Raw genomic sequence first — 18,178 nt, forward strand, 5'->3', positions numbered from 1 at the left:
TTCACCTCACACACACCGCCTGGATGGCGCGAAGCCGTCCGTCGGCCAGCGCCCGGGTGAGGTTGCCGGCCTTGCGGTCGAAGTCGGTGACGAAGGCGTGCAGCCCCAGCGGGCTAAACGGCTGGGCGAGGATCGCCTGCATCAACGCGCTGGCCTGGTCGGTGAGATCGTTCCACTGCTCGACGACGAACCCCGCCGACTGCACGGCGGCGCGGAGCGCGCCGGGCGTCACCAGATGGCTGCGCGCGGGCGCGTCGGCCCACGGCAGGGGAAAGTCGAGCGCACCCGCTCCGGCGGTTGTGATGTCCCACAAGCCAAGCCGTCCGCCGTCCTTGAGCACTCGGTGCGCCTCGGAATAGAGGCGCGCCTTGTCGGCCACGTTCATCTGGACGTGCTGGCTGATGACGACGTCGAAAGTGCCGTCGGCGAACGGGAGTTCGGTGACGTCGGATTGGTGAACGGAGATCCGGCCGTCGAGCCCGACGAGCCGATTGAGCCAGCGGTGCGTTTCGCAATATTCGGCGGTGAGATCCACCGCGGTGACGTGGCAGCCGTAGCGGTCGGCGACGTAGCGGGCGGTGCCGCCGACGCCGCTGCCGGCATCGAGCACCTCGCTGTCACCGGTGATCCCCACCAGGTCCACCAGCTGTCCGGTCGCCACGCGGCCCATCGTGTGGAAGTCCTCCAGCAGGCCCAGGTCAGCCGGGGCCAGCCGGTCCAGGTCCTTACCGGCCGAGATCAGCGCCCGCTCGATCTGGCCGCGCGACAGGCCGGTCGAGTACTGGCTCGCAATCGTGTCGTTCACTTCTGCACCCAGGCCGTGATGATGGGCGGCATCATGATGAGGGCGTCGGCCGCGATCGCCTGCTCGCGGAAGAGCGGCACGAAGTTGCCGATGTCGGCGACCTCGTCGATGGCGAAGCCGCCCTGTTGTGCGATGGGGGAGACCAGCCGCCAGACTTCCGCGCCGTACGCCAGGACGTCGGCGTCGGCGGCCGTCCCGATCGGCGCGCCGATGGTGAGCCTCGGCGAGCCCAGGCCGGCGTCGGCGAAGATCGTGTGCAGCGTGGTGCCGAACCGCGCGGACAGGCCCATGGCCTCGAAGGCCCGCACGATCCCCGATATCACCTGACCGAATAGCGGTATCTCCGGGACGCTGCGCGCAGCGGCAATGTCGTTCTCGGAGAACGCGATCACGCCGCCGGGGCGCACGAACGAGCTGAGCCGGCCGAGGGCGGTCGCCGGATCGGGCAGGTGCATGAGGATCAACCGGCCGACGATCGCGTCGACGGGCTCGTGCAGCTCGATCGCGTCAATTGCGGAGTGGATGAAACGTACTGTGCCCAGGCCCTGTTCGGCCGCACGGGCGCGGGCCAGCTCGACCATCTCGGGTGCGGCGTCCACCCCCAGGACGCTCCCGGTCGGGCCGACCAGCCGGGTCGCGATGAACGAGACGTCGCCGGGCCCGCTGCCGATGTCGAGCACCCGCATCCCCGGGCGCAGGCCGGCGAGGCGCAGCGCGTGCTCGGTGTAGTCGTTGTAGAGCCTGCCCTGCAGGAGCAGCCGCCGCACCTCCGCGTCGGCGTGGCCGAGAACATACGTGCTGCCGTTCATCGTGTTCCGATCCTCTCTGGTGTGGTGTGCTCCTTCCGCCACACCACGGATTCGCCGGAGAGCAGGGGGTGGGCGGGTTGCGGATGTTGTTGGAGCCTGTCGAATTTGTCCAGCCGGTGCATGGGTACGAGTCCGGTCAACAGAAAGTTGCCGAGCTGGCGCATGAAATTGCCCGGAGTGCGCCGTGTCTCGGGGCCGACATAGCGGCGTGCGATGGTCAGGAAATCCTCGGGTTCGACGCCCGCGACGTCACGCACATGCGTGGTGGGGGCGCTTATCTCCCAGGTGCCCAGGCCGTATTCAGGCAGGTAGTGCCGCAGGCTGGACTGGAAGAACAGGTCGGCGCCGAGTCGTTTTGCGCTGACCCGCACGGCGCGCATGAACATCCATGGCGGAATCTCGATGTGGCGCACCCGCCGGCCCAACGCCTCGCCTAGCGCGTCGGCGATCTCGGGTCCCGATAGCAGCGCCGGTCCGGTCGGGCGGTAGGACCGACCGTCGTGACGGTGCGGGTCAAGGAGCGCGCCGACCGCCACGCGGGCGATGTCTTCGTTCGACGGGGGCGCGTTTCGGCGTGCTCCGGTCGGCGTCGGTAGCACGCCCAGCTGCGCCGCCATTCCGGCCAGCTGCAGGTAGTTGTCGGCGAAGTATCCCGGATCGACGGCCACATGCGCGGTGTCCGGCAGAAGCTCGAAAAGCTTGTCCGTCAGCCAGGCCTGCCTGGTCATCAACGAAGGGTGCTCCGGGCTGGCCGTCCACTGGCCGAGCGCCACCACCGCCTGCGTGCCGGTCCGCCGCGCGGCGACCGCGAAGGCAACTGCGCTATCGAGCGCGTGAGGATGATACGGCGGGTTGAAGTAGAGCCGATCGACACCGTCCATCGCAGCCGTAACCTGTTGGATGTCAAACATATCGGCGACGACCACATCGGCGCCCAGCTCGCGCAGCCGTGCGCTGCGCGCGTCCTCACGGTGCACCATGGCCCTGGTGGCGACCCCCTTATCCAGCAGTTGGGCAGCGACCGCAGCGCCGATTCTGCCGGTGGAGCCGGTTACCAACACACGACCGTTCATGACACTTCCCTTTCGGTTTGACGCGCCGGCAACAACCAGCCGACGACGATTGCGGCGCCCAGTGCGATGCCGGCGCATACCAGCGAGCTCACCCGCAGACCGTCGAGGAATGCGTGATCGACGACGCCGCGGACATAGCCGGCTTGTGGCGGGGGCAGTTGCTGAATCACCCTGTGCGCCAGCGCCATCGAGTGCCGCATTGGCTCGGCGGGCAGCCCGGTCAAGGCATCCGCCCCGAGATGCCCGGAATACACCGACGCGAAGATGCTGCCGGCGATGGCCACCCCGAGCGTGCCGCCGAGTTCGCGCGTGGTGTCGTTGACGGCCGAACCGACGCCGGCCTTGTCCACCGACAGCGACCCCATGATCGCCTCGGTCGCCGGGGAAACGGTCAGGCCGAGGCCGCCACCGAGCAGCAGCATCTGCATGGCGATCTGGTCGTAGGGTGTGGCGGCGTTCGCCGTGGACGCCCACGCCAGGCCGGCGGCGAACACGGTGAGGCCGGCGGCGACGACGGCCGTGGTGCCGATTCGTTCCACCAGCCGGGGCCCCAGGATGCTGGCAAGCGCGATGGAGGCGGCGACCGGAAGCAGCCGCACGCCGCTCTGAAACGCGGTGTAGTCCTTGATGAATTGGAAGTACTGGGTGATGACGAAGATGAACCCGAACAAGGTCAGGAAGCCGGCGGTCACCGCAAGGCTGCCGCCGGAGAACCGGCGGTTGACGAACACCGAGACGTCAAGCATCGGATGCGTGGTGCGCCGCTCCCACAAGGCGAACACGGCGAGGACCGTTGCCGCAAGGGCGAATCCGGCCGCGGTCCGGCCGTTGGTCCATCCCCAGGTGGGCGCCTGGATGACCGTGTAGACGAGGGCGGTGATCCCGGCGGCGGACAGGATCAGCCCGGGGACGTCGACGCGCGGGGCGGCCGGGTCGCGCGAGGTCGGAACGAAGAGGAAGCCGCCGATGATGGCCACGGCGGCCACGGGGATGTTGACCATGAAGATCGAGCCCCACCAGAAGTGTTCGAGCAGCCAGCCACCGCTGATCGGTCCGACGGCCACCCCGACGCCCACCATCGCCGCCCACAGCCCGATCGCCTTGGCGCGCGCGCCCGCGTCGGTGAAGATGTTGGTGATCAGTCCGAGCGTGGTCGGAAAGATCACCGCCGCGCCCACGCCCATGGCGGCGCGTGCGGCGATCAGCTGGTCGGCCGAATTCGCCTGTGCCGCAAGGGCGGACGTGGCGGCGAAGAGTGCGAGCCCGGAGTTGAGCCACCCCCGCCGGCCGTACCGGTCGGACAGGCTGCCCGCCGAGAGCAGCAGGCCGGACATCACCAGGGTGTAGGCGTCGACGATCCACTGCAGCTGGGCGGTGTCGGCCCCGAGTTCGCGCGACAGCGTCGGCAGCGCGACGTTGACGATGGTGGCGTCGACGCTGATGACGAAGACACCGAGGCAGATGACGGCCAGCGCGGCGATCGGCCGGTTCCGGAATAGCGGGTCGATAGGCATGGACAAGACGTTAAAGCTCCTAGACAAATAAACCAAGTAGTAAGTTGAAAAAGACGTCTGCCGTTAGGTAGACTGGCGTGGTGGCGTCCCGCAGGAACTACAACCAGAATTGCCCGATCGCGCGTGGCCTCGACGTCCTCGGCGAGCGGTGGACGCTGCTGATCCTGCGCGAGCTGGTCGGCGGCGCGCGCCGCTACGGTGACCTGCGCGACGCGCTGCCGGGCATTGCGACCAATCTGCTGGCCGAGCGGCTGAAGGAATTGCAGGAGGCGGGGATCGTCGACCGGACCGACCTGCCCGCCCCGATCGGGCGCACCGTCTACACGCTCAGCGACCTGGGCTGGCAGCGGGTCCTGCCCGTGCTGCGGAGCGTCGCGTTGTTCGGGCTGGACCGGATGGACCCGATCGGGGACGGGCCGGGAACGCCCTTGAACGGTTTCCTGGCCGGATTCCTGCTCGGCTTCGATTCGGCCGGGGCGGCCGGCCTGGAGGCGACGATCCGCATCGACATCGACGGCCGCCGTTTCGAATTCGCCGTGACGCAGGGGCGGCTCGCCGGCGCTCGTGGCGAGCCTTCGGTGACGATCACCGCCAGCGCCGCGGATCTGGTCGGCGCGCGCCTGGGCGTGAGCGACGCGAAGCGACGGGCGGCGCTGCGGCGCGTCAACTTCGAAGGTGATCCACAAACCGTCGGCGCGGTGCGGCAGGCGTTCGGGCTGTAGGACTCACCGGACGAGCAGGGCGTCGATCCACGCCTGCGCGATGAACTTGCCATAGCGGCTGACCGACCAGCCGCGTTCGAGCACGAGCAGCTCGTAGAGCTCGGGTGCGTGATAGGTCCACAGGATGTCTCGCGCCTGTCTGGCGTTGACCCGCAGCTGCCCGGTGCGGGCGAGGTCGGAGGCGAACATCGTCATGCCGGTCAGGGTCTCGTCCCTGATCTGCTTCCAGACGGCGGCGGCGTCCGGCGACACCGCGGCGCCGTCGCGGGCGAGCAGCTGGACCGGTGCGCTGCGCGGCATGCTGGCGACCAGGTGCTTGGCGTAGAGCTCCAGCTTGTCGACGGCCTCGGTGGCGTCGGCCACCTCCTGGATGACGTCGCGCTCGACCATCGGGATCGGCTCGTCATCGCCGGCGACCGACACATCGAAGAGCGCTTTCAACACGCCGGCCTTGGTCGCGAACGTCTTGTACACCGTTTCGACCGACACGGCGGCATCGCGGGCGATCTCGGCGATCGTCGTCGCCGCGTACCCCTGGGCCAGGAAGCGCCGCCGGGCGGCCGCCAGCACCGCGTGCCGGTTGTGCTGCGCCTGCTGCCTGCGACGGGTCGAGTCGTACCGGCGGGGGGGCTCGCGCTTGACAGATCCCATAATTGAGTACATGCTCCTGTATCTATTACAGTTCACTGTATCAGAATTGGGGAGCTTGAGATGAGAACCGCAACCCGCCACGCCGCCGGCCTTTCGGACGGCGCCAATCCCGCCGACGTGGCGCGTGCCCTGGCCCCCGAAATCACGCGGCGCGCCGCCGAGGCCGAGGCGCTGGGCACCTTGCCGATCGATCTGGTCGAGCGGATGCGCGGCGCGGGCATTTTCCGTGCCGTTCAACCGCGCTCGCTCGGCGGATTCGAAGTGGCCCCAGTCGAGTTCATCGAGATGATCGAGGAACTTGCGCGCGCCGACGGTTCGGTGGGCTGGGTCGCGGCGATCGGGGCGGGCGCGCCCGCGTTCACCGCCTGGCTCGAACCCGTCGCCGCAGCAGCGCTGTTCGGTCCGGACGCCGACTTCCTGGCGGCCACGGTGTTCGCCCCCACCGGGCGCGCCGTCCCGGACGGCCGCGGCCGGTTCGCGGTCGACGGCCGGTGGCCGTTCGCCAGCGGTTGCCGCCACGCCGAATGGATGCTGGGCGGGATGTTCGTCTTCGACGGTGACGCGCCGCGGATGCTGCCCGGGCGCGGCCCCGACTGGCGCCTGGCGTTCTTCCCGCGCGCGGACGTCGAGATCGTCGACAACTGGGACGTCCTGGGGTTGCGCGCCACCGGCAGCAACGACGTGGTTGCGCGCGGCGTGCACGTCGCCGAGGAACACACCATCAGCCCGTTCTTCGAACCGGCCCGCCGGGACGGCCCGTTGTGGCGGCTGCCGTTCTTCACCCTGGTGGGTGTGGGCCTGGTCGGCGTCCCGCTCGGGATCGCGCGGCGCGCACTCGACGAATTCGCCGACCTCGCACCGACGAAGGCGCGCGCCGGCACGTTCGAGCCGCTCGCCGCCGACCCCGCCGCCCAAGTCGAGTTCGCCCGGGCCGACGCCGGTTTGAAATCCGCCCGCGCCTTCGTCCTCGACGAGGCGGGCGCCCTGTGGGAAACCGCCCGGGCCGGCGATCCGCCGCCGCTTCAGCAGCGCGCCGGCTTCCAGCTCGCCGCCCAGCAGGCGATGCGAGCGGCGCGCCACGCGGTCGACACGGCGTTCGGCTTGGCCGGGGCGGGCGCGGTGCACGCAGGGCACCCCCTGCAACGATGCTTCCGCGACCTGCACACCGCCGGCCAGCACGTGTACTTCAGCCCGGCGGCGCTGAAGCGCTACGCCGGCACCCGATTCGGCATTGCGCAGCCCACGCACCTGATGTGAGGCGGGCGTGGGCACGGCCCCACCGGGGCGGTCCCAGCCGGCCACTAAGCTGGCTGCCGTGGAAACCCCCTCGCCGCGGCCCGTGTTGGTGGTCGACTTCGGCGCCCAATATGCGCAGCTGATCGCCCGGCGCGTCCGCGAGGCGCGGGTCTTCTCCGAGGTCATCCCGCACACGGCGTCGATCGACGAGATCAAGGCCCGGCAGCCGTCGGCGCTGGTGCTGTCCGGGGGGCCGTCCAGCGTCTACGAGGAGGGCGCCCCGCAGCTCGATCCGGCGGTGTTCGACCTCGGTGTGCCGGTGTTCGGCATCTGCTACGGATTCCAGGCCATGGCGCAGGCGCTGGGCGGGACGGTCGCCCGCACCGGCACCAGCGAATACGGCCGCACCGAGCTGAAAGTTGTTGGCGGCGAATTGCATTCGGGGCTGCCAAGCACTCAGCCGGTCTGGATGAGTCACGGCGACGCGGTCACCGCCGCGCCGGAGGGGTTCGACGTGGTCGCCAGCAGCGCGGGCGCGACAGTGGCCGCCTTCGAGAACCGGAGCCGCCGCCTGGCCGGGGTGCAGTACCACCCCGAGGTCATGCACACCCCGCACGGGCAGCAGGTGCTCAGCCGGTTCCTGCACGACTTCGCCGGGCTGGGCGCGGAGTGGACGCCCGCCAACATCGCCGGCGCGCTGGTCGAGCAGGTGCGCGAACAGATCGGTGACGGGCACGCGATCTGCGGGCTGTCCGGCGGGGTGGACTCGGCGGTGGCGGCCGCGCTGGTGCAGCGCGCCATCGGCGACCGGCTGACGTGCGTCTTCGTCGACCACGGGCTCCTTCGTGCCGGCGAGCGCGCGCAGGTGCAGCGCGACTTCGTCGCCGCCACCGGCGCCAACCTGGTCACCGTCGACGCCGCGGACACCTTCCTGCACGCGCTGTCGGGGGTGACCAACCCCGAGGGCAAGCGCAAGATCATCGGCCGCCAGTTCATCCGGGCCTTCGAGGGCGCGGTCCGAGACATCCTGAGCGACACCGGATCCGAGGTCGAGTTCCTGGTGCAGGGCACGCTGTATCCCGACGTGGTGGAGTCTGGCGGGGGCAGCGGAACCGCCAACATCAAGAGCCATCACAATGTCGGCGGTCTGCCCGACGACCTGAAGTTCCGGCTCGTCGAGCCGCTGCGGCTGCTGTTCAAGGACGAGGTGCGCGCCGTCGGGCGCGAGCTGGGCCTGCCGGAGGAAATCGTTGCGCGCCAACCCTTTCCGGGGCCCGGGTTGGGCATCCGAATCGTCGGCGAGGTTACCGCGGCGCGGTTGGAGACCCTGCGGCGCGCCGACTCGATCGCGCGCGAGGAACTCACCGCCGCCGGCCTGGACAACCTGATCTGGCAATGCCCGGTGGTGTTGCTGGCCGAGGTCCGCTCGGTCGGTGTGCAGGGTGACGGCCGGACGTACGGGCATCCGATCGTGCTGCGGCCGGTGTCCAGCGAGGACGCCATGACCGCCGACTGGACCCGGGTGCCCTACGAGGTGCTGGAGCGCATCTCGACCCGCATCACCAACGAGGTCCGCGAGGTCAACCGCGTGGTGCTCGACATCACCAGCAAACCCCCCGGCACCATCGAGTGGGAGTGAAGGCGCTCGCTTTTTGCGTCTAACGTGCGGCCAGCCGCACACTCGTGGCCGAACGTGCGGCCAGCCGCACACTCGAGAGCGTGGCTACTCCACGAATTCGCTTCGGCCGTAAGCGATCGTGGCGGCTGCCCAGTTGCCGCCGGCTTCGCCGACGAGTCGTCGGGCGACGTCTCGATCGTGGTTTCCCGCGACCAGGATCAAGGTGTGGTCGGTGGTGGTGACCGATCCACCCCGGATGCGGTCGCGGGCGGCCGGGTCGGCCGCCAGCGCGTCGCCGAAGCGGGCGATGTCGACTTCCGGCACGGCGATGATGATCGCGTCCTGGTCCGGCGTGGGCTCGTAGTCGAAGGTCAGCACCGCTTTTTGGTCGAACTGGCGGCGCAGCGCCTCGGCGGCGGCGTGCACCGAGCCGTCGGCGCCGCACAGATGAAATTCCCGCGAGCTCTCCCGGGTGTTCCGGTGCAGCGCGCTCGACCAGTACACCCCGTCGAGCGGGGTCGATCCCGTCACCGCCGCGCCGCTTGACGCGATCGTCACGGTGGCCTGCGCCTCGAACAGGGGATCGGTGGTGTCGGTGGCGAACAGCTCCGCCTGCCGGCAGGGAGCGGCGGCACTTGGCACCGGAAAAGTACAGCAAAAGAGCACCATCAGCCACACCAGCAACGACCGCATAAAGCAGCCTCTCACGTTTCTTGACGGTTGTCGGAGGGCGGGTGTTTACTCCAACTGTATCGAACATACATTCGAACAGGAGGCAGTCATGACCGCGGCTTTGGCCTCCGAAAATCGCGCTGAGCAGCTCGAATCGCTTCGGCGGCGGATGGCCGTGATCATCGGGAAGGCGCCGGGGCCCGCGGCCAACCATGCCGACGATCTGCTGCCGGAATCGGAAGCCCAACTGGCGCTGCCGCGGTGGTTGGCGGAGTCGCTGCCGGCGCCCCTGCCGCGCGGATCGGTGGCGGTCCTCTCGGGCGCCCGGTCGCTGCTGCTGAGCATGGTGGCCGCGGTGACGGCGGCGGGCGGCAACGTGGCAATCGTCGGCCAGCCGGATATCGGGCTGCTGGCGGCCGCGGAGATGGGGGCGGATCTGAGCCGGGTCGCGGTGATCCCGGATCCCGGCACCGACCCGGTGGAGGTGGCCGCGGTGCTCGTCGACGGCATGGATCTGGTGGTCCTCGGCCTGGGCGGGCGCCGGGTGCCGCAGACCCGGGCGCGGGCGGTGGTAGCGCGGGCCCGCAACAAGGGGTGCACCGTGCTGGTCACCGACGGTGACTGGCAGGGGGCGCCCACCCGGCTGGAGGCTCGGGTCTGCGGTTACGAGCTCACCTCGGGGGGCCGCCCTGGGTTCGGCCGGATCAGCCGGGTGCGGCTGCAGGTCAGCGGGGTGTGTGCGGGCCGGCGGGTGACCGCCCGGGCGCGAGCCGGGTGAATTCACCAGTGGCATCCCGGGTGCTGGCCATCTGGTGCATGGACTGGCCCGCGGTCGCCGCGGCCGCGGCCGCCGGCCTCTCCGCGACCGCCCCGGTGGCGGTCACGTTGGCCAATCGGGTGATCGCCTGTTCGGCGGCCGCCCGCGCGGCGGGGGTCCGGCGGGGGCTGCGGCGCCGGGAGGCGGCGGCCCGCTGCCCGCAGCTGCACGTCACCACCGCCGACGCGGACCGCGACGCCCGCTTCTTCGAGTCGGTCATCGCGGCGGTGGACGACCTGGTGCCGCGTGCCGAGGTGCTGCGGCCCGGGCTCTTGGTGTTGCCGGTGCGCGGGGCGGCCCGCTATTTCGGCTCCGAGGCCGACGCCGCCGAGCGGCTGATCGATGCGGTGGCTGCGGCCGGCGCCGAGTGCCAGGTCGGGGTCGCAGACCGGCTGTCCACCGCGGTCTTCGCCGCGCGGGCGGGCCGGATCGTCCCGGCGGGCGGTGACGCGAAGTTCCTGTCTGTGCTGTCTATCCGCCAACTCGCCACCGAACCCAGCCTGTGTGGTCCTGGCCGGGAAGAGCTGACGGACCTGTTGTGGCGCATGGGGATTCGCACCATCGGGCAATTCGCCGCGCTGTCGGCCACCGACGTGGCCTCCCGGTTCGGCGCCGACGGGGTGGCCGCGCACCGGTTGGCCCGCGGTGAACCCGAGCGGGGACCGTCCGGGCGCGAGCCGCCGGAAGAGCTGGAGGCCGTGCTGGACTGCGACCCGCCGATAGACAGGGTCGACGCCGCGGCCTTCGCCGGCCGCTCGCTGGCCGCCGCGCTGCATCGGACTCTGATGGGCGCCGGGGTGGGCTGCACCCGGCTGGGCATTCACGCCGTCACCGCCAACGGCGAAGAACTGCACCGGGTGTGGCGATGCGCCGAGCCGTTGACCGAGGATGCCACCGCCGACCGGGTGCGCTGGCAACTGGACGGCTGGTTGAGCAGCCGGACCACGCGCAATCCCCGCCCGACGGCGCCGGTGACGCTGCTGCGGTTGCAGGCGGTCGAGGTGGTGTCGGCCGAGGCGCTGCAGCTGCCGCTGTGGGGCGGCCTCGGCGAGGAGGACCGGCTGCGGGCCCGTCGCGCCCTGGTGCGGGTGCAGGGCCTGCTCGGCCCGGAGGCGGTGCGGGTGCCGGTGCTGTCCGGCGGGCGCGGGCCGGCCGAACGCATCACGTTGACCCCGCTGGGCGACGAACCGGCGCCGCGGGCCGACCCGACTCTGCCGTGGCCCGGGCGGCTGCCCGAGCCGTCACCGGCGGTTTTGCTGGACGACCCGGTGGAACTGCTTGACGGCCAAGGGAATTCGGTGCGGGTGACCGGCCGTGGGCTGTTCTCCGCCGACCCGGCGCGGCTGACCGTGCACGGCAAGGACGAGCGGCTGGACTGGTGGGCCGGGCCATGGCCGGTCGACGAGCGGTGGTGGGATCCCGACGTGGGAAGGGGCCGCACCGCCCGCGCGCAGGTCTTGCTGGAGGGCGAGCGGGCGTTTCTGCTGTGCTACCGCCAGCGGCGCTGGTACCTCGAAGGCAGCTACGAGTGACGGCGCTATCCGCACCGGATGGGCGTCATCCCCACCCCCGTGCCGATGCCAGAGGGACCGGGAGACTTCACTGTTTCCGGCGTGCTCAAATCGGCGACTAGGCTGTCACGATGCCTACGACGTCGGAGCCCCCCGAGGGGACGGATTTAACGCCGCACTTCGACGATGTGCAGGCCCACTACGATTTGTCGGACGAATTCTTCCGGCTTTTCCTCGACCCCACCCAGACGTACAGCTGCGCCTACTTCGAGCGCGACGACATGACGCTGGAAGAGGCGCAGATCGCCAAAATCGACCTCGCCCTGGGCAAACTTGGGTTGCAACCGGGTATGACGTTGCTCGACGTCGGCTGCGGCTGGGGGGCCACGATGATGCGCGCCCTCGAAAAGTACGACGTCAACGTCGTCGGCCTCACCCTGAGTCGCAACCAGGCCGATCACGTCGAGCGGCTGATCGCCCAATCCGCCAGCCCGCGTTCGGCGAGGATTCTGCTGCGCGGCTGGGAACAGTTCGACGAGCCCGTCGACCGGATTGTCAGCATCGGCGCCTTCGAACACTTCGGGCACGAGCGCTACGACGCGTTCTTCACCCTGGCGCATGACCTGCTGCCCGATGACGGGATCATGTTGTTGCACACCATCACCGGGCTTCATCCGACGGAGATGGTCGAACGCGGCATGCCCATCTCGTTTACATTCGCCCGATTCGTCAAATTCATTGTGACCGAGATCTTTCCGGGCGGGCGACTGCCCTCGATACCGATGGTGCAAGAACGCGCCACCGCGAATGGCTTCACAGTTAGTCGCGTCCAGTCGTTGCAGCCGCACTACGCGAAGACGCTCGACATCTGGTCTGCCGCGCTGCAAGCCCACAAGGACCAGGCCATCGAGCTGCAATCCGAGGAAGTGTACGAACGGTACATGAAATACCTGACCGGCTGCGCCGAGATGTTCCGCATCGGATACATCGACGTCAATCAATTCACGTTGCAGAAATGACTTCCTAGGCCCGCCCGCAGCGGACCGCCCGCGCCTGCGCCATCAGCCCGCCACCGCCGGGGAGCGCGCCCACCACCGCGCGGGCCAGCCGGTCGCGGCCCCGGACGCGGTCGGTCCTGGCCTGACCGGTGCGCAGGTGGCGCCAGCCCAGGGCCGCCCACGACGCCGCGACGGCGGCGTCGGTCACCCCGCCGCGGGCGCGGTGCCGGTCCGCCGCGGCGAGGCCGAGCGCCGTCGCGGAGTGCACGGTGTCGACCCACACGCCGGCCGCCAGCACCTCCGGGCCGGGATTGATGCCCGAGAGCAGTGCCTGGACCAGGTGGCGCCCGCCCAGGATCCGGGTGACGACGAGCGACTTGTGGTCGACCTGCACCCCGTGGATGTGGCCAAGCACCCCGGAGGGGGCGGTCAGCAGCACGGCACCCCACCCCGCGCGCAGAACTTCGATGAGGCGGATCTTCATGGGGTGTTGGATAACCGGCGGGCGAAGCTCCCAACCCGTTCGATAAACCGGTCGAAGAAGGCCGCCGCGTCCACGTCGATCCCGATCAGCGCGTTGGGTTCTCGGCGCCCCGACCAGTCGGTCACGGTCATGGCGCGGGTCAGCGTGCCGGTCAGCTCGATGTCCACCGTCGCGGGCCGGATGGTGACGAGCCCCGGGTCCAGCGCCGCGGCGGCGGCCAGCGGATCGTGCAGGTGCGCCTGGAAGCCGTGGCCGATGTCGTGGTAGGCCTCCAGGTAGAACCGCATCGCGTCCTCGATCACCCGGATCAACGCGTTGGACGCGGTCGACCGCGTGCCGGGCTCGTCGCCCGCGCTCATCGGCATCGTCGTCGACCCGGCAGCGGCGGCCAGCCTGGTGAGGTGCTCCGGCGTCATCGCCACCTTGCGGGTCAGATCCAGGCCGCACAGGATCGGAAGCCGTTGCGGCTCAACGGTCGCCCAGGCGTCCAGGACTTCGGCCGCGGCCTCGGGGTCCACGCTGATGTTCCATTCGGCCACCGCGGTGGTGTTGCCGCGGTGATCGTAGGAGCCGCCCATGACGACCAGCCGGCGCACCAGCGTCGGCAGCGCCGGCTCGGCGCGCAGCGCCAGCGCCAGATTGGTCAGCGGGCCGGTGGCCACGCCGATCAGCTCACCGGGATGGGCGCGCGCGGCGCGCACCCACGCGGTCGCCGAGTCGTGGACGGTGAGCCGGCGATCGGTGGCTGGCAGTTCGGCATAGCCCAGTCCGCGAGGGCCGTGAACCTTCGACGGCAGGCTCATCGGCCCGGTGAGGGTCTCCTCGGCGCCCTTGGAGACCGGCACGCCGGTGCGCCCGCACAGCTCGAGCAGGCCCAGGTTGTTCTCGCAAACCTGCTGCACCGCAACGTTTCCCCCGGTGGAGGCGATGCCGACCACGTCGGCGTCCGGGCTGGCGAACAGGTACATCAGCGCCAGCGCGTCGTCGACGCCGGTGTCGACGTCGACAAATACGGGCATCACCGCGGCAACGATACCGTCGCTCAGGGCCACGCCGAGGCGAAGGTGACCACCAGGACGTCGCGCTGGGCGGGGCCCGAGCCGTCGATCGGGCGGATCGGGGAGACGCCGTGCAGGGTGCGGCGGTCGTCGCCCAACATCAGCGTGCCGGGTTCGGCCAGCGTCGTCGCCAGCAACTGCCTGCCGTCGCGGTCATTCACCGTGCTCTCGCCGCCGATCGCGTTGCGCCGCCCGACCAGCAGTGAGCTGACCAGGGTGACGCCGTCGCGGTGCATGCCCTCCGGCGTCGGATGGCCGCCGTCGTCGGACAACGACCGGACCCGGAACGGATGCACCTTGACGTTCCAGTCCGCGACGTCGTCCAGCGCCGCCGCCACTCGGGCCAGCAGGTCGATGATCCTGCGCAGCAACGGATCCCGGGCGAAAGCGTCGGTCAGCGGCTCGAAGTCGCGGTCCTTGCCGATGTAGAGGGGGTTGGAGTCCTCGGGTTGCGCGAACGTGCTCCTGGGCACCGGGCGCAGCGCACCGTCGCGAAAGGAGTACTGGCCGTACCGGCGCAGCCGCTGCACCCCCAGCTCCGCGGCGTACGGGTCGGGTCCCAGCTGCTGCCAGTGCCGGGCGAATCGGGTCCACTCCTCGCGGCCGGCGCCCAGGCTCCGCGTCACGTCGAGTGAGGACATCACCGCGACGCCTCGCGTGGCGACCAGGCGGGCCGCGGCGGCCACCGGGTCGGCGTCCGCCCGTTTCGCGGAAAGCGTCCGGGTCATCGCGCCGGAATACCGCAATCAGGCGCGGCTGAAACGCCCGGACTACCAGTGCACCCCGGGCACCCGGCGCACCAACCGTTTGACTCCCCGCGGCGTCCGGATGCCGCCGGTGACGGCGCGGACGGGCCGCCTCGGCTTGCGCCGCGGCGGGGGCGCGGCGGGCGGCTCGGTGGGCAGTCCGCGGGCCGCGGCCGAGTCGGGGTAACCGAGGTACAGCTGGTGCAGGATCCGCCTGGACGTCCGCGGGGCGAAGTAGTTGCCGGCCTCGGCCAGCGTTCCGAGGGGGGTGTCGATGCGCGCCGGCTTGTCGACCAGGCCGCGCACCACCATGGCGGCCGCGCGCTCGGGGCTGATCGCGGGCACCGGGTTGAGCCGGTGCGACGGCGCGATCATCGGCGTACGGACCAGTGGCATATGAATATTGGTGAACGTGATGTGGTCGGACAGCGTCTCCGAGCCGACCACGTCGGCGAACGCGTCCAGCGCCGCCTTGGTGGGCAGGTACGAGCTGTACTTCGGATTGCGGGCCTGCACGCCGGCGCTGGAGACGTTGACCACATGACCGAAGCGGCGCTCGCGCCAGTGCGGCAGCAGCGCCAGCACCATCCGCACCGCGCCGAAGTAGTTGACCGCCATGACCCGCTCGTAGTCGTGCAGCCGGTCGGTCGAGTTGACCACCGAGCGGCGGATCGACCGGCCGGCGTTGTTCACCAGGTAGTCGACGTGGTCGAAGCGGCCCAGGATGTCCTTGATGGTGTGCTCGACCGAGGTGGAATCGGTGACGTCGCAAGTGAAGGCGTGGGCGTCACCGCCGGCCGCGCGGATCTCGGCGACCAGTTGATCCAGCGCGTCGGCGTTGCGGGCCAGGGCGAACACCGTCGCCCCGCGCTCGGCCACCGCGATGGCCGCCGCCCGGCCGATGCCGCTGGACGCGCCGGTGATGATGACGTGCCGGCCGTGCAGCGGCCCGTGCGGGTCGTCGCGGCGCGCCCGGTCCGGGTCCAGGTGCTCGGCCCAGTACCGCCACAGCCCGGGCGCGTAACTGGAGAACTCGGGCACCTCGATGCCCGTGCCGCGCAAGGCTTTCCGGGTCTGGTCGCTGATGAAGGTGGGCTTGAGGTCGACCAGGTCGAAGACCTCGGCCGGGATACCGAGCTGGGTGGCCGCCATGTTGCGCAGCACCCTGGCCCGCCCGCGCACCTTCAGCACCGGGGCGGCCACCGAGCCGGGCAGCGACCCGCGCGCCGGCGGGAGCCCGGCCGCCTTGGCGACGCCGCGGTAGATGCCCCGCAGCCCAACGGTTTTGGGGGCGGTGAGGTGGAAGGTGCGGCCGTCCAGACCGTCGGCGTGCATCAGCGCCACGAGCGCGTCGACGACGTAGTCGACCGGCACGATGTTGGTGCGGCCGGTGTCGGGGAGCATGATCGGCGTCAACCTGGGCAGCACCGCCAGCTTGGCCAGCACGCCGAAGAAGTAGTACGGCCCGTCGATCTTGTCCATCTCGCCGGTGCGCGAATCGCCGACCACCACCGCCGGGCGGTAGATCCGATAACGCAGCCCGGGCGCCGACCGCACCAGCAACTCGGCCTCGAACTTGGTCCGGTGATACGGGGTCGGCAACGGCTGGCCGACATCGAAGTCGTCCTCGGTGTATTCGCCGGGGAAGTCCCCCGCGACCGCGATCGAGGACACGTGGTGCAGCGTCGCGCCGAGCCGCCGCGCCAGCTCGATGACGGCGCGGGTCCCCTCGACATTGGTGGCCCGCTGCTCGGGCTCGCCGGCGGTGATGTCGTAGATGGCCGCGCAGTGCACGACGTGGTCGATGCTGCCCAGCTCGGCGAGGGTCTCGTCGGTCAGCTCCAGCTCCGGCAGCGCTCCGACCAGCGGTTTGGCCCGGTCACTCCACTCGGCCGCGAGCCGTTCGAAACGCCCCAGCGACTCCCGCCGGACCAGCACCCACACCTGCGCATCGGGTTGGGTGTCCAGCAGCCGGGCGACGACGCGGCGACCAATAAACCCGGTACCGCCGGTAACGACATACCGCATGCAGCCATCGTGGCGGTCGCGACCGCCCGCGTCAACTGTGGCGATCGCAAGCGCGGCGTCGCCGGGCGTGGCGGGTCGCCACTGTCAGCCCTGTGGCGATCGCAAGCGCGGCGGTCGCCGGGCGTGGCGGGTCGTCACTGTCAGCCCTGTGGCGATCGCAAGCGCGGCGTCGCGGGCGTGGCGGGGATTGTCAGTTGTGGAAGTCGCGAATGCCGTCCCAGTCGACCAGGGTCCAGCCGTTCATCGGGTTGCCGGTGATCACCACGCGGCCGACGTTGGGCAGGGGATGGCTGGTCAGCAGTGAGTCCTTGGCGTTTTTCGCGTTCATCAGCGTCCAGTACTCGATGGCGAATTTGTGCGAGAACACCACCGGGTTGTGCTGGCCGCTGTTGTAGACCTTTGCGATTGCGGCGGTGAATTGTTCGTTGAACTGCTTGCCGCTGATCGACCCGGGGATGCTGTCCTGCGTGTCGCCCCGGAGCCAGTCCGCGGGCGCCAGCAGGTACGTCGCATTCTCCTGGGCGATCGGCTTGCCCTCGAACCAGCCCGCGTTGATCTCCTGAATGCCCTGCAGCACCTCGACTTGCTTGCCCAGCTCCGAGGCCAGCGGCGCTGCGGTCTGCTGTGTCCTGACCATCGTGGAGGCGTAGATGCCGTCGTAGTCCTTATGGCCCGCCTGATGCGCGACCTGCTGGGCCTGACCCTGGCCCTCCGGGGTCAGGCTGGGCCCCGGCACCGAGGTGTCGATGATCCCGCTCGCGTTGGATGCCGACTGGGCGTGCCGGACGAACGTGATCGTGATGCTGCGTGCCTGCGGTGACCCACCGCAGGCCCCGACGACGAGGACCGCGGTCAGCGCCGCGACGGCCTTCGAGACATTCCGGATCACGCTGCGCTTCGGCATGGCAAATAGCCTGCCCTGCCGACGGCATCGGTGGGAAGGGTTTGCGATGGTTAAGTGGAGAAATTACTTGCGAAGGAGACTCAGATGGCCATTGACCCGAGTGCCGTCGGCGCGGTGACCGAACCGATGCTGTTCGAGTGGACCGACCGGGACACGCTGCTGTATGCGCTCGGCGTCGGCGCCGGCCTCGACGACCTGTCGTTCACCACCGAGAACAGCCACGGCATCGAGCAGCAGGTGCTGCCCACCTACGCGGTGATCTGCTGCCCGGCCTTCGGGGCAGCCGGCAAGGTGGGAACGTTCAACTGGGCCATGCTGTTACACGGCTCGCAGGAAATCCGGCTGCACGCGCCGTTGCCGGCCGCGGGGAAGCTGTCGGTGGTCACCGAGGTCGCCGACATCCAGGACAAGGGCGAGGGCAAGAACGCGATCCTCGTGTTGCGCGGCCGGGGCACCGACCCGGATTCGGAGAAGCTGATCGCCGAGACGCTCACCACCCTGGTGATCCGCGGCGAGGGCGGGTTCGGCGGCG

At 70.2% G+C, this 18,178-nt stretch carries 17 protein-coding genes and 1 pseudogene; 7 read left to right on the top strand and 11 right to left on the bottom strand.

Annotated elements, in window-relative coordinates:
- Position 1: 1 nt before the first annotated feature.
- The 4 genes from A9X05_RS05360 to A9X05_RS05375 are packed head-to-tail and all read right to left on the bottom strand — an operon-like array spanning position 2 to position 4,201.
- Entirely contained in the window at positions 2 to 805 is an 804-nt protein-coding gene (locus tag A9X05_RS05360; protein ID WP_067779756.1) for a class I SAM-dependent methyltransferase, read from the bottom strand.
- Positions 802 to 1,614, bottom strand: a complete 813-nt coding sequence (locus tag A9X05_RS05365) for a class I SAM-dependent methyltransferase (RefSeq protein ID WP_067779759.1) — start codon at positions 1,612 to 1,614, stop codon at positions 802 to 804. The genes A9X05_RS05360 and A9X05_RS05365 overlap by 4 nt, the downstream gene beginning before the upstream one ends.
- Positions 1,611 to 2,687, bottom strand: coding sequence for an NmrA family NAD(P)-binding protein (locus A9X05_RS05370; protein ID WP_067779762.1), 1,077 nt, complete (start codon positions 2,685 to 2,687; stop codon positions 1,611 to 1,613). Before A9X05_RS05370 ends, A9X05_RS05365 begins: the two co-directional genes overlap by 4 nt.
- Positions 2,684 to 4,201, bottom strand: coding sequence for an MFS transporter (locus A9X05_RS05375; RefSeq protein ID WP_067754557.1), 1,518 nt, complete (start codon positions 4,199 to 4,201; stop codon positions 2,684 to 2,686). The genes A9X05_RS05370 and A9X05_RS05375 overlap by 4 nt, the downstream gene beginning before the upstream one ends.
- Before the next feature lie 80 nt (positions 4,202 to 4,281).
- Here A9X05_RS05375 and A9X05_RS05380 point away from each other — a divergent pair, with 80 nt between their 5' ends.
- Positions 4,282 to 4,923 carry a helix-turn-helix domain-containing protein gene (locus A9X05_RS05380; RefSeq protein ID WP_067754634.1) on the top strand — a complete coding sequence of 214 codons (642 nt, stop codon included), beginning with the start codon at positions 4,282 to 4,284 and terminating at the stop codon, positions 4,921 to 4,923.
- Positions 4,924 to 4,926: 3 nt separating this feature from the next.
- Here A9X05_RS05380 and A9X05_RS05385 read toward each other — a convergent pair whose 3' ends face one another.
- Entirely contained in the window at positions 4,927 to 5,574 is a 648-nt protein-coding gene (locus A9X05_RS05385) for a TetR/AcrR family transcriptional regulator (RefSeq protein WP_156736484.1), read from the bottom strand.
- Between the two features lie 60 nt (positions 5,575 to 5,634).
- Between A9X05_RS05385 and A9X05_RS05390 the strand changes: the two genes are divergently transcribed.
- Entirely contained in the window at positions 5,635 to 6,831 is a 1,197-nt protein-coding gene (locus tag A9X05_RS05390; RefSeq protein ID WP_067779765.1) for an acyl-CoA dehydrogenase family protein, read from the top strand.
- A gap of 49 nt (positions 6,832 to 6,880) precedes the next feature.
- On the top strand, positions 6,881 to 8,449 hold the full coding sequence (gene guaA, locus A9X05_RS05395) for a glutamine-hydrolyzing GMP synthase (protein WP_197498939.1): 1,569 nt from the start codon (positions 6,881 to 6,883) through the stop codon (positions 8,447 to 8,449).
- Positions 8,450 to 8,533: 84 nt separating this feature from the next.
- On the opposite strand, the gene A9X05_RS05400 is transcribed toward guaA, so the two are convergent.
- A complete protein-coding gene (locus A9X05_RS05400) occupies positions 8,534 to 9,097 on the bottom strand; it encodes a hypothetical protein (RefSeq protein WP_156736487.1) in 564 nt (187 codons plus the stop codon).
- A gap of 112 nt (positions 9,098 to 9,209) precedes the next feature.
- Here A9X05_RS05400 and A9X05_RS05405 point away from each other — a divergent pair, with 112 nt between their 5' ends.
- The 3 genes from A9X05_RS05405 (at position 9,210) to cmaA1 (ending at position 12,447) form a co-directional block, all read left to right on the top strand.
- A complete protein-coding gene (locus tag A9X05_RS05405) occupies positions 9,210 to 9,878 on the top strand; it encodes a hypothetical protein (protein ID WP_067779775.1) in 669 nt (222 codons plus the stop codon).
- Positions 9,879 to 9,916: 38 nt separating this feature from the next.
- Complete coding sequence (locus tag A9X05_RS05410; RefSeq protein WP_067779793.1) at positions 9,917 to 11,449, top strand: DNA polymerase Y family protein; 1,533 nt, start codon at positions 9,917 to 9,919, stop codon at positions 11,447 to 11,449.
- Between the two features lie 110 nt (positions 11,450 to 11,559).
- Positions 11,560 to 12,447, top strand: a complete 888-nt coding sequence (gene cmaA1 / locus A9X05_RS05415) for a cyclopropane mycolic acid synthase CmaA1 (RefSeq protein WP_067754569.1) — start codon at positions 11,560 to 11,562, stop codon at positions 12,445 to 12,447.
- Between the two features lie 4 nt (positions 12,448 to 12,451).
- On the opposite strand, the gene A9X05_RS05420 is transcribed toward cmaA1, so the two are convergent.
- The 5 genes from A9X05_RS05420 to A9X05_RS05440 form a co-directional block, all read right to left on the bottom strand.
- A complete protein-coding gene (locus A9X05_RS05420; RefSeq protein WP_067779778.1) occupies positions 12,452 to 12,910 on the bottom strand; it encodes a hypothetical protein in 459 nt (152 codons plus the stop codon).
- Positions 12,907 to 13,929, bottom strand: a complete 1,023-nt coding sequence (locus tag A9X05_RS05425; protein ID WP_067779796.1) for a nucleoside hydrolase — start codon at positions 13,927 to 13,929, stop codon at positions 12,907 to 12,909. Before A9X05_RS05425 ends, A9X05_RS05420 begins: the two co-directional genes overlap by 4 nt.
- Before the next feature lie 23 nt (positions 13,930 to 13,952).
- Positions 13,953 to 14,696: a 2OG-Fe dioxygenase family protein gene (locus A9X05_RS05430; RefSeq protein ID WP_067754575.1), complete on the bottom strand. Its 744-nt coding sequence runs from the start codon at positions 14,694 to 14,696 to the stop codon at positions 13,953 to 13,955.
- Positions 14,697 to 14,738: 42 nt separating this feature from the next.
- Positions 14,739 to 16,742 (bottom strand): SDR family oxidoreductase, encoded by a 2,004-nt coding sequence (locus A9X05_RS05435; RefSeq protein WP_067779781.1) that lies wholly within the window; start codon positions 16,740 to 16,742, stop codon positions 14,739 to 14,741.
- Between the two features lie 190 nt (positions 16,743 to 16,932).
- The gene (locus A9X05_RS05440; protein ID WP_067779784.1) at positions 16,933 to 17,646 is read right to left on the bottom strand and encodes a histidine phosphatase family protein; all 714 of its coding nucleotides are present in this window, start codon (positions 17,644 to 17,646) and stop codon (positions 16,933 to 16,935) included.
- 84 nt (positions 17,647 to 17,730) lie between these two features.
- On the opposite strand from A9X05_RS05440, the pseudogene A9X05_RS05445 reads away from it, so the two are divergent.
- Positions 17,731 to 18,178 (top strand): annotated as a pseudogene (locus A9X05_RS05445) (MaoC family dehydratase N-terminal domain-containing protein); the annotation flags it as partial.

It is taken from the genome of Mycobacterium sp. E3298, assembly GCF_001666895.1.
Lineage (GTDB): Bacteria > Actinomycetota > Actinomycetes > Mycobacteriales > Mycobacteriaceae > Mycobacterium.

What these genes read in the sequence shown, in the direction of transcription:
- A9X05_RS05365 (WP_067779759.1), bottom strand. Translation starts at nt 1,614, where the DNA reads ATGAACGGCAGCACGTATGTTCTCGGCCACGCCGACGCGGAGGTGCGG.
- A9X05_RS05370 (WP_067779762.1), bottom strand. Translation starts at nt 2,687, where the DNA reads ATGAACGGTCGTGTGTTGGTAACCGGCTCCACCGGCAGAATCGGCGCT.
- A9X05_RS05375 (WP_067754557.1), bottom strand. Translation starts at nt 4,201, where the DNA reads ATGCCTATCGACCCGCTATTCCGGAACCGGCCGATCGCCGCGCTGGCC.
- A9X05_RS05385 (WP_156736484.1), bottom strand. Translation starts at nt 5,574, where the DNA reads ATGGGATCTGTCAAGCGCGAGCCCCCCCGCCGGTACGACTCGACCCGT.
- A9X05_RS05390 (WP_067779765.1), top strand. Translation starts at nt 5,635, where the DNA reads ATGAGAACCGCAACCCGCCACGCCGCCGGCCTTTCGGACGGCGCCAAT.
- A9X05_RS05400 (WP_156736487.1), bottom strand. Translation starts at nt 9,097, where the DNA reads ATGGTGCTCTTTTGCTGTACTTTTCCGGTGCCAAGTGCCGCCGCTCCC.
- A9X05_RS05405 (WP_067779775.1), top strand. Translation starts at nt 9,210, where the DNA reads ATGACCGCGGCTTTGGCCTCCGAAAATCGCGCTGAGCAGCTCGAATCG.
- A9X05_RS05410 (WP_067779793.1), top strand. Translation starts at nt 9,917, where the DNA reads ATGGACTGGCCCGCGGTCGCCGCGGCCGCGGCCGCCGGCCTCTCCGCG.
- cmaA1 (WP_067754569.1), top strand. Translation starts at nt 11,560, where the DNA reads ATGCCTACGACGTCGGAGCCCCCCGAGGGGACGGATTTAACGCCGCAC.
- A9X05_RS05420 (WP_067779778.1), bottom strand. Translation starts at nt 12,910, where the DNA reads ATGAAGATCCGCCTCATCGAAGTTCTGCGCGCGGGGTGGGGTGCCGTG.
- A9X05_RS05425 (WP_067779796.1), bottom strand. Translation starts at nt 13,929, where the DNA reads ATGCCCGTATTTGTCGACGTCGACACCGGCGTCGACGACGCGCTGGCG.
- A9X05_RS05430 (WP_067754575.1), bottom strand. Translation starts at nt 14,696, where the DNA reads ATGACCCGGACGCTTTCCGCGAAACGGGCGGACGCCGACCCGGTGGCC.
- A9X05_RS05435 (WP_067779781.1), bottom strand. Translation starts at nt 16,742, where the DNA reads ATGCGGTATGTCGTTACCGGCGGTACCGGGTTTATTGGTCGCCGCGTC.
- A9X05_RS05440 (WP_067779784.1), bottom strand. Translation starts at nt 17,646, where the DNA reads ATGCCGAAGCGCAGCGTGATCCGGAATGTCTCGAAGGCCGTCGCGGCG.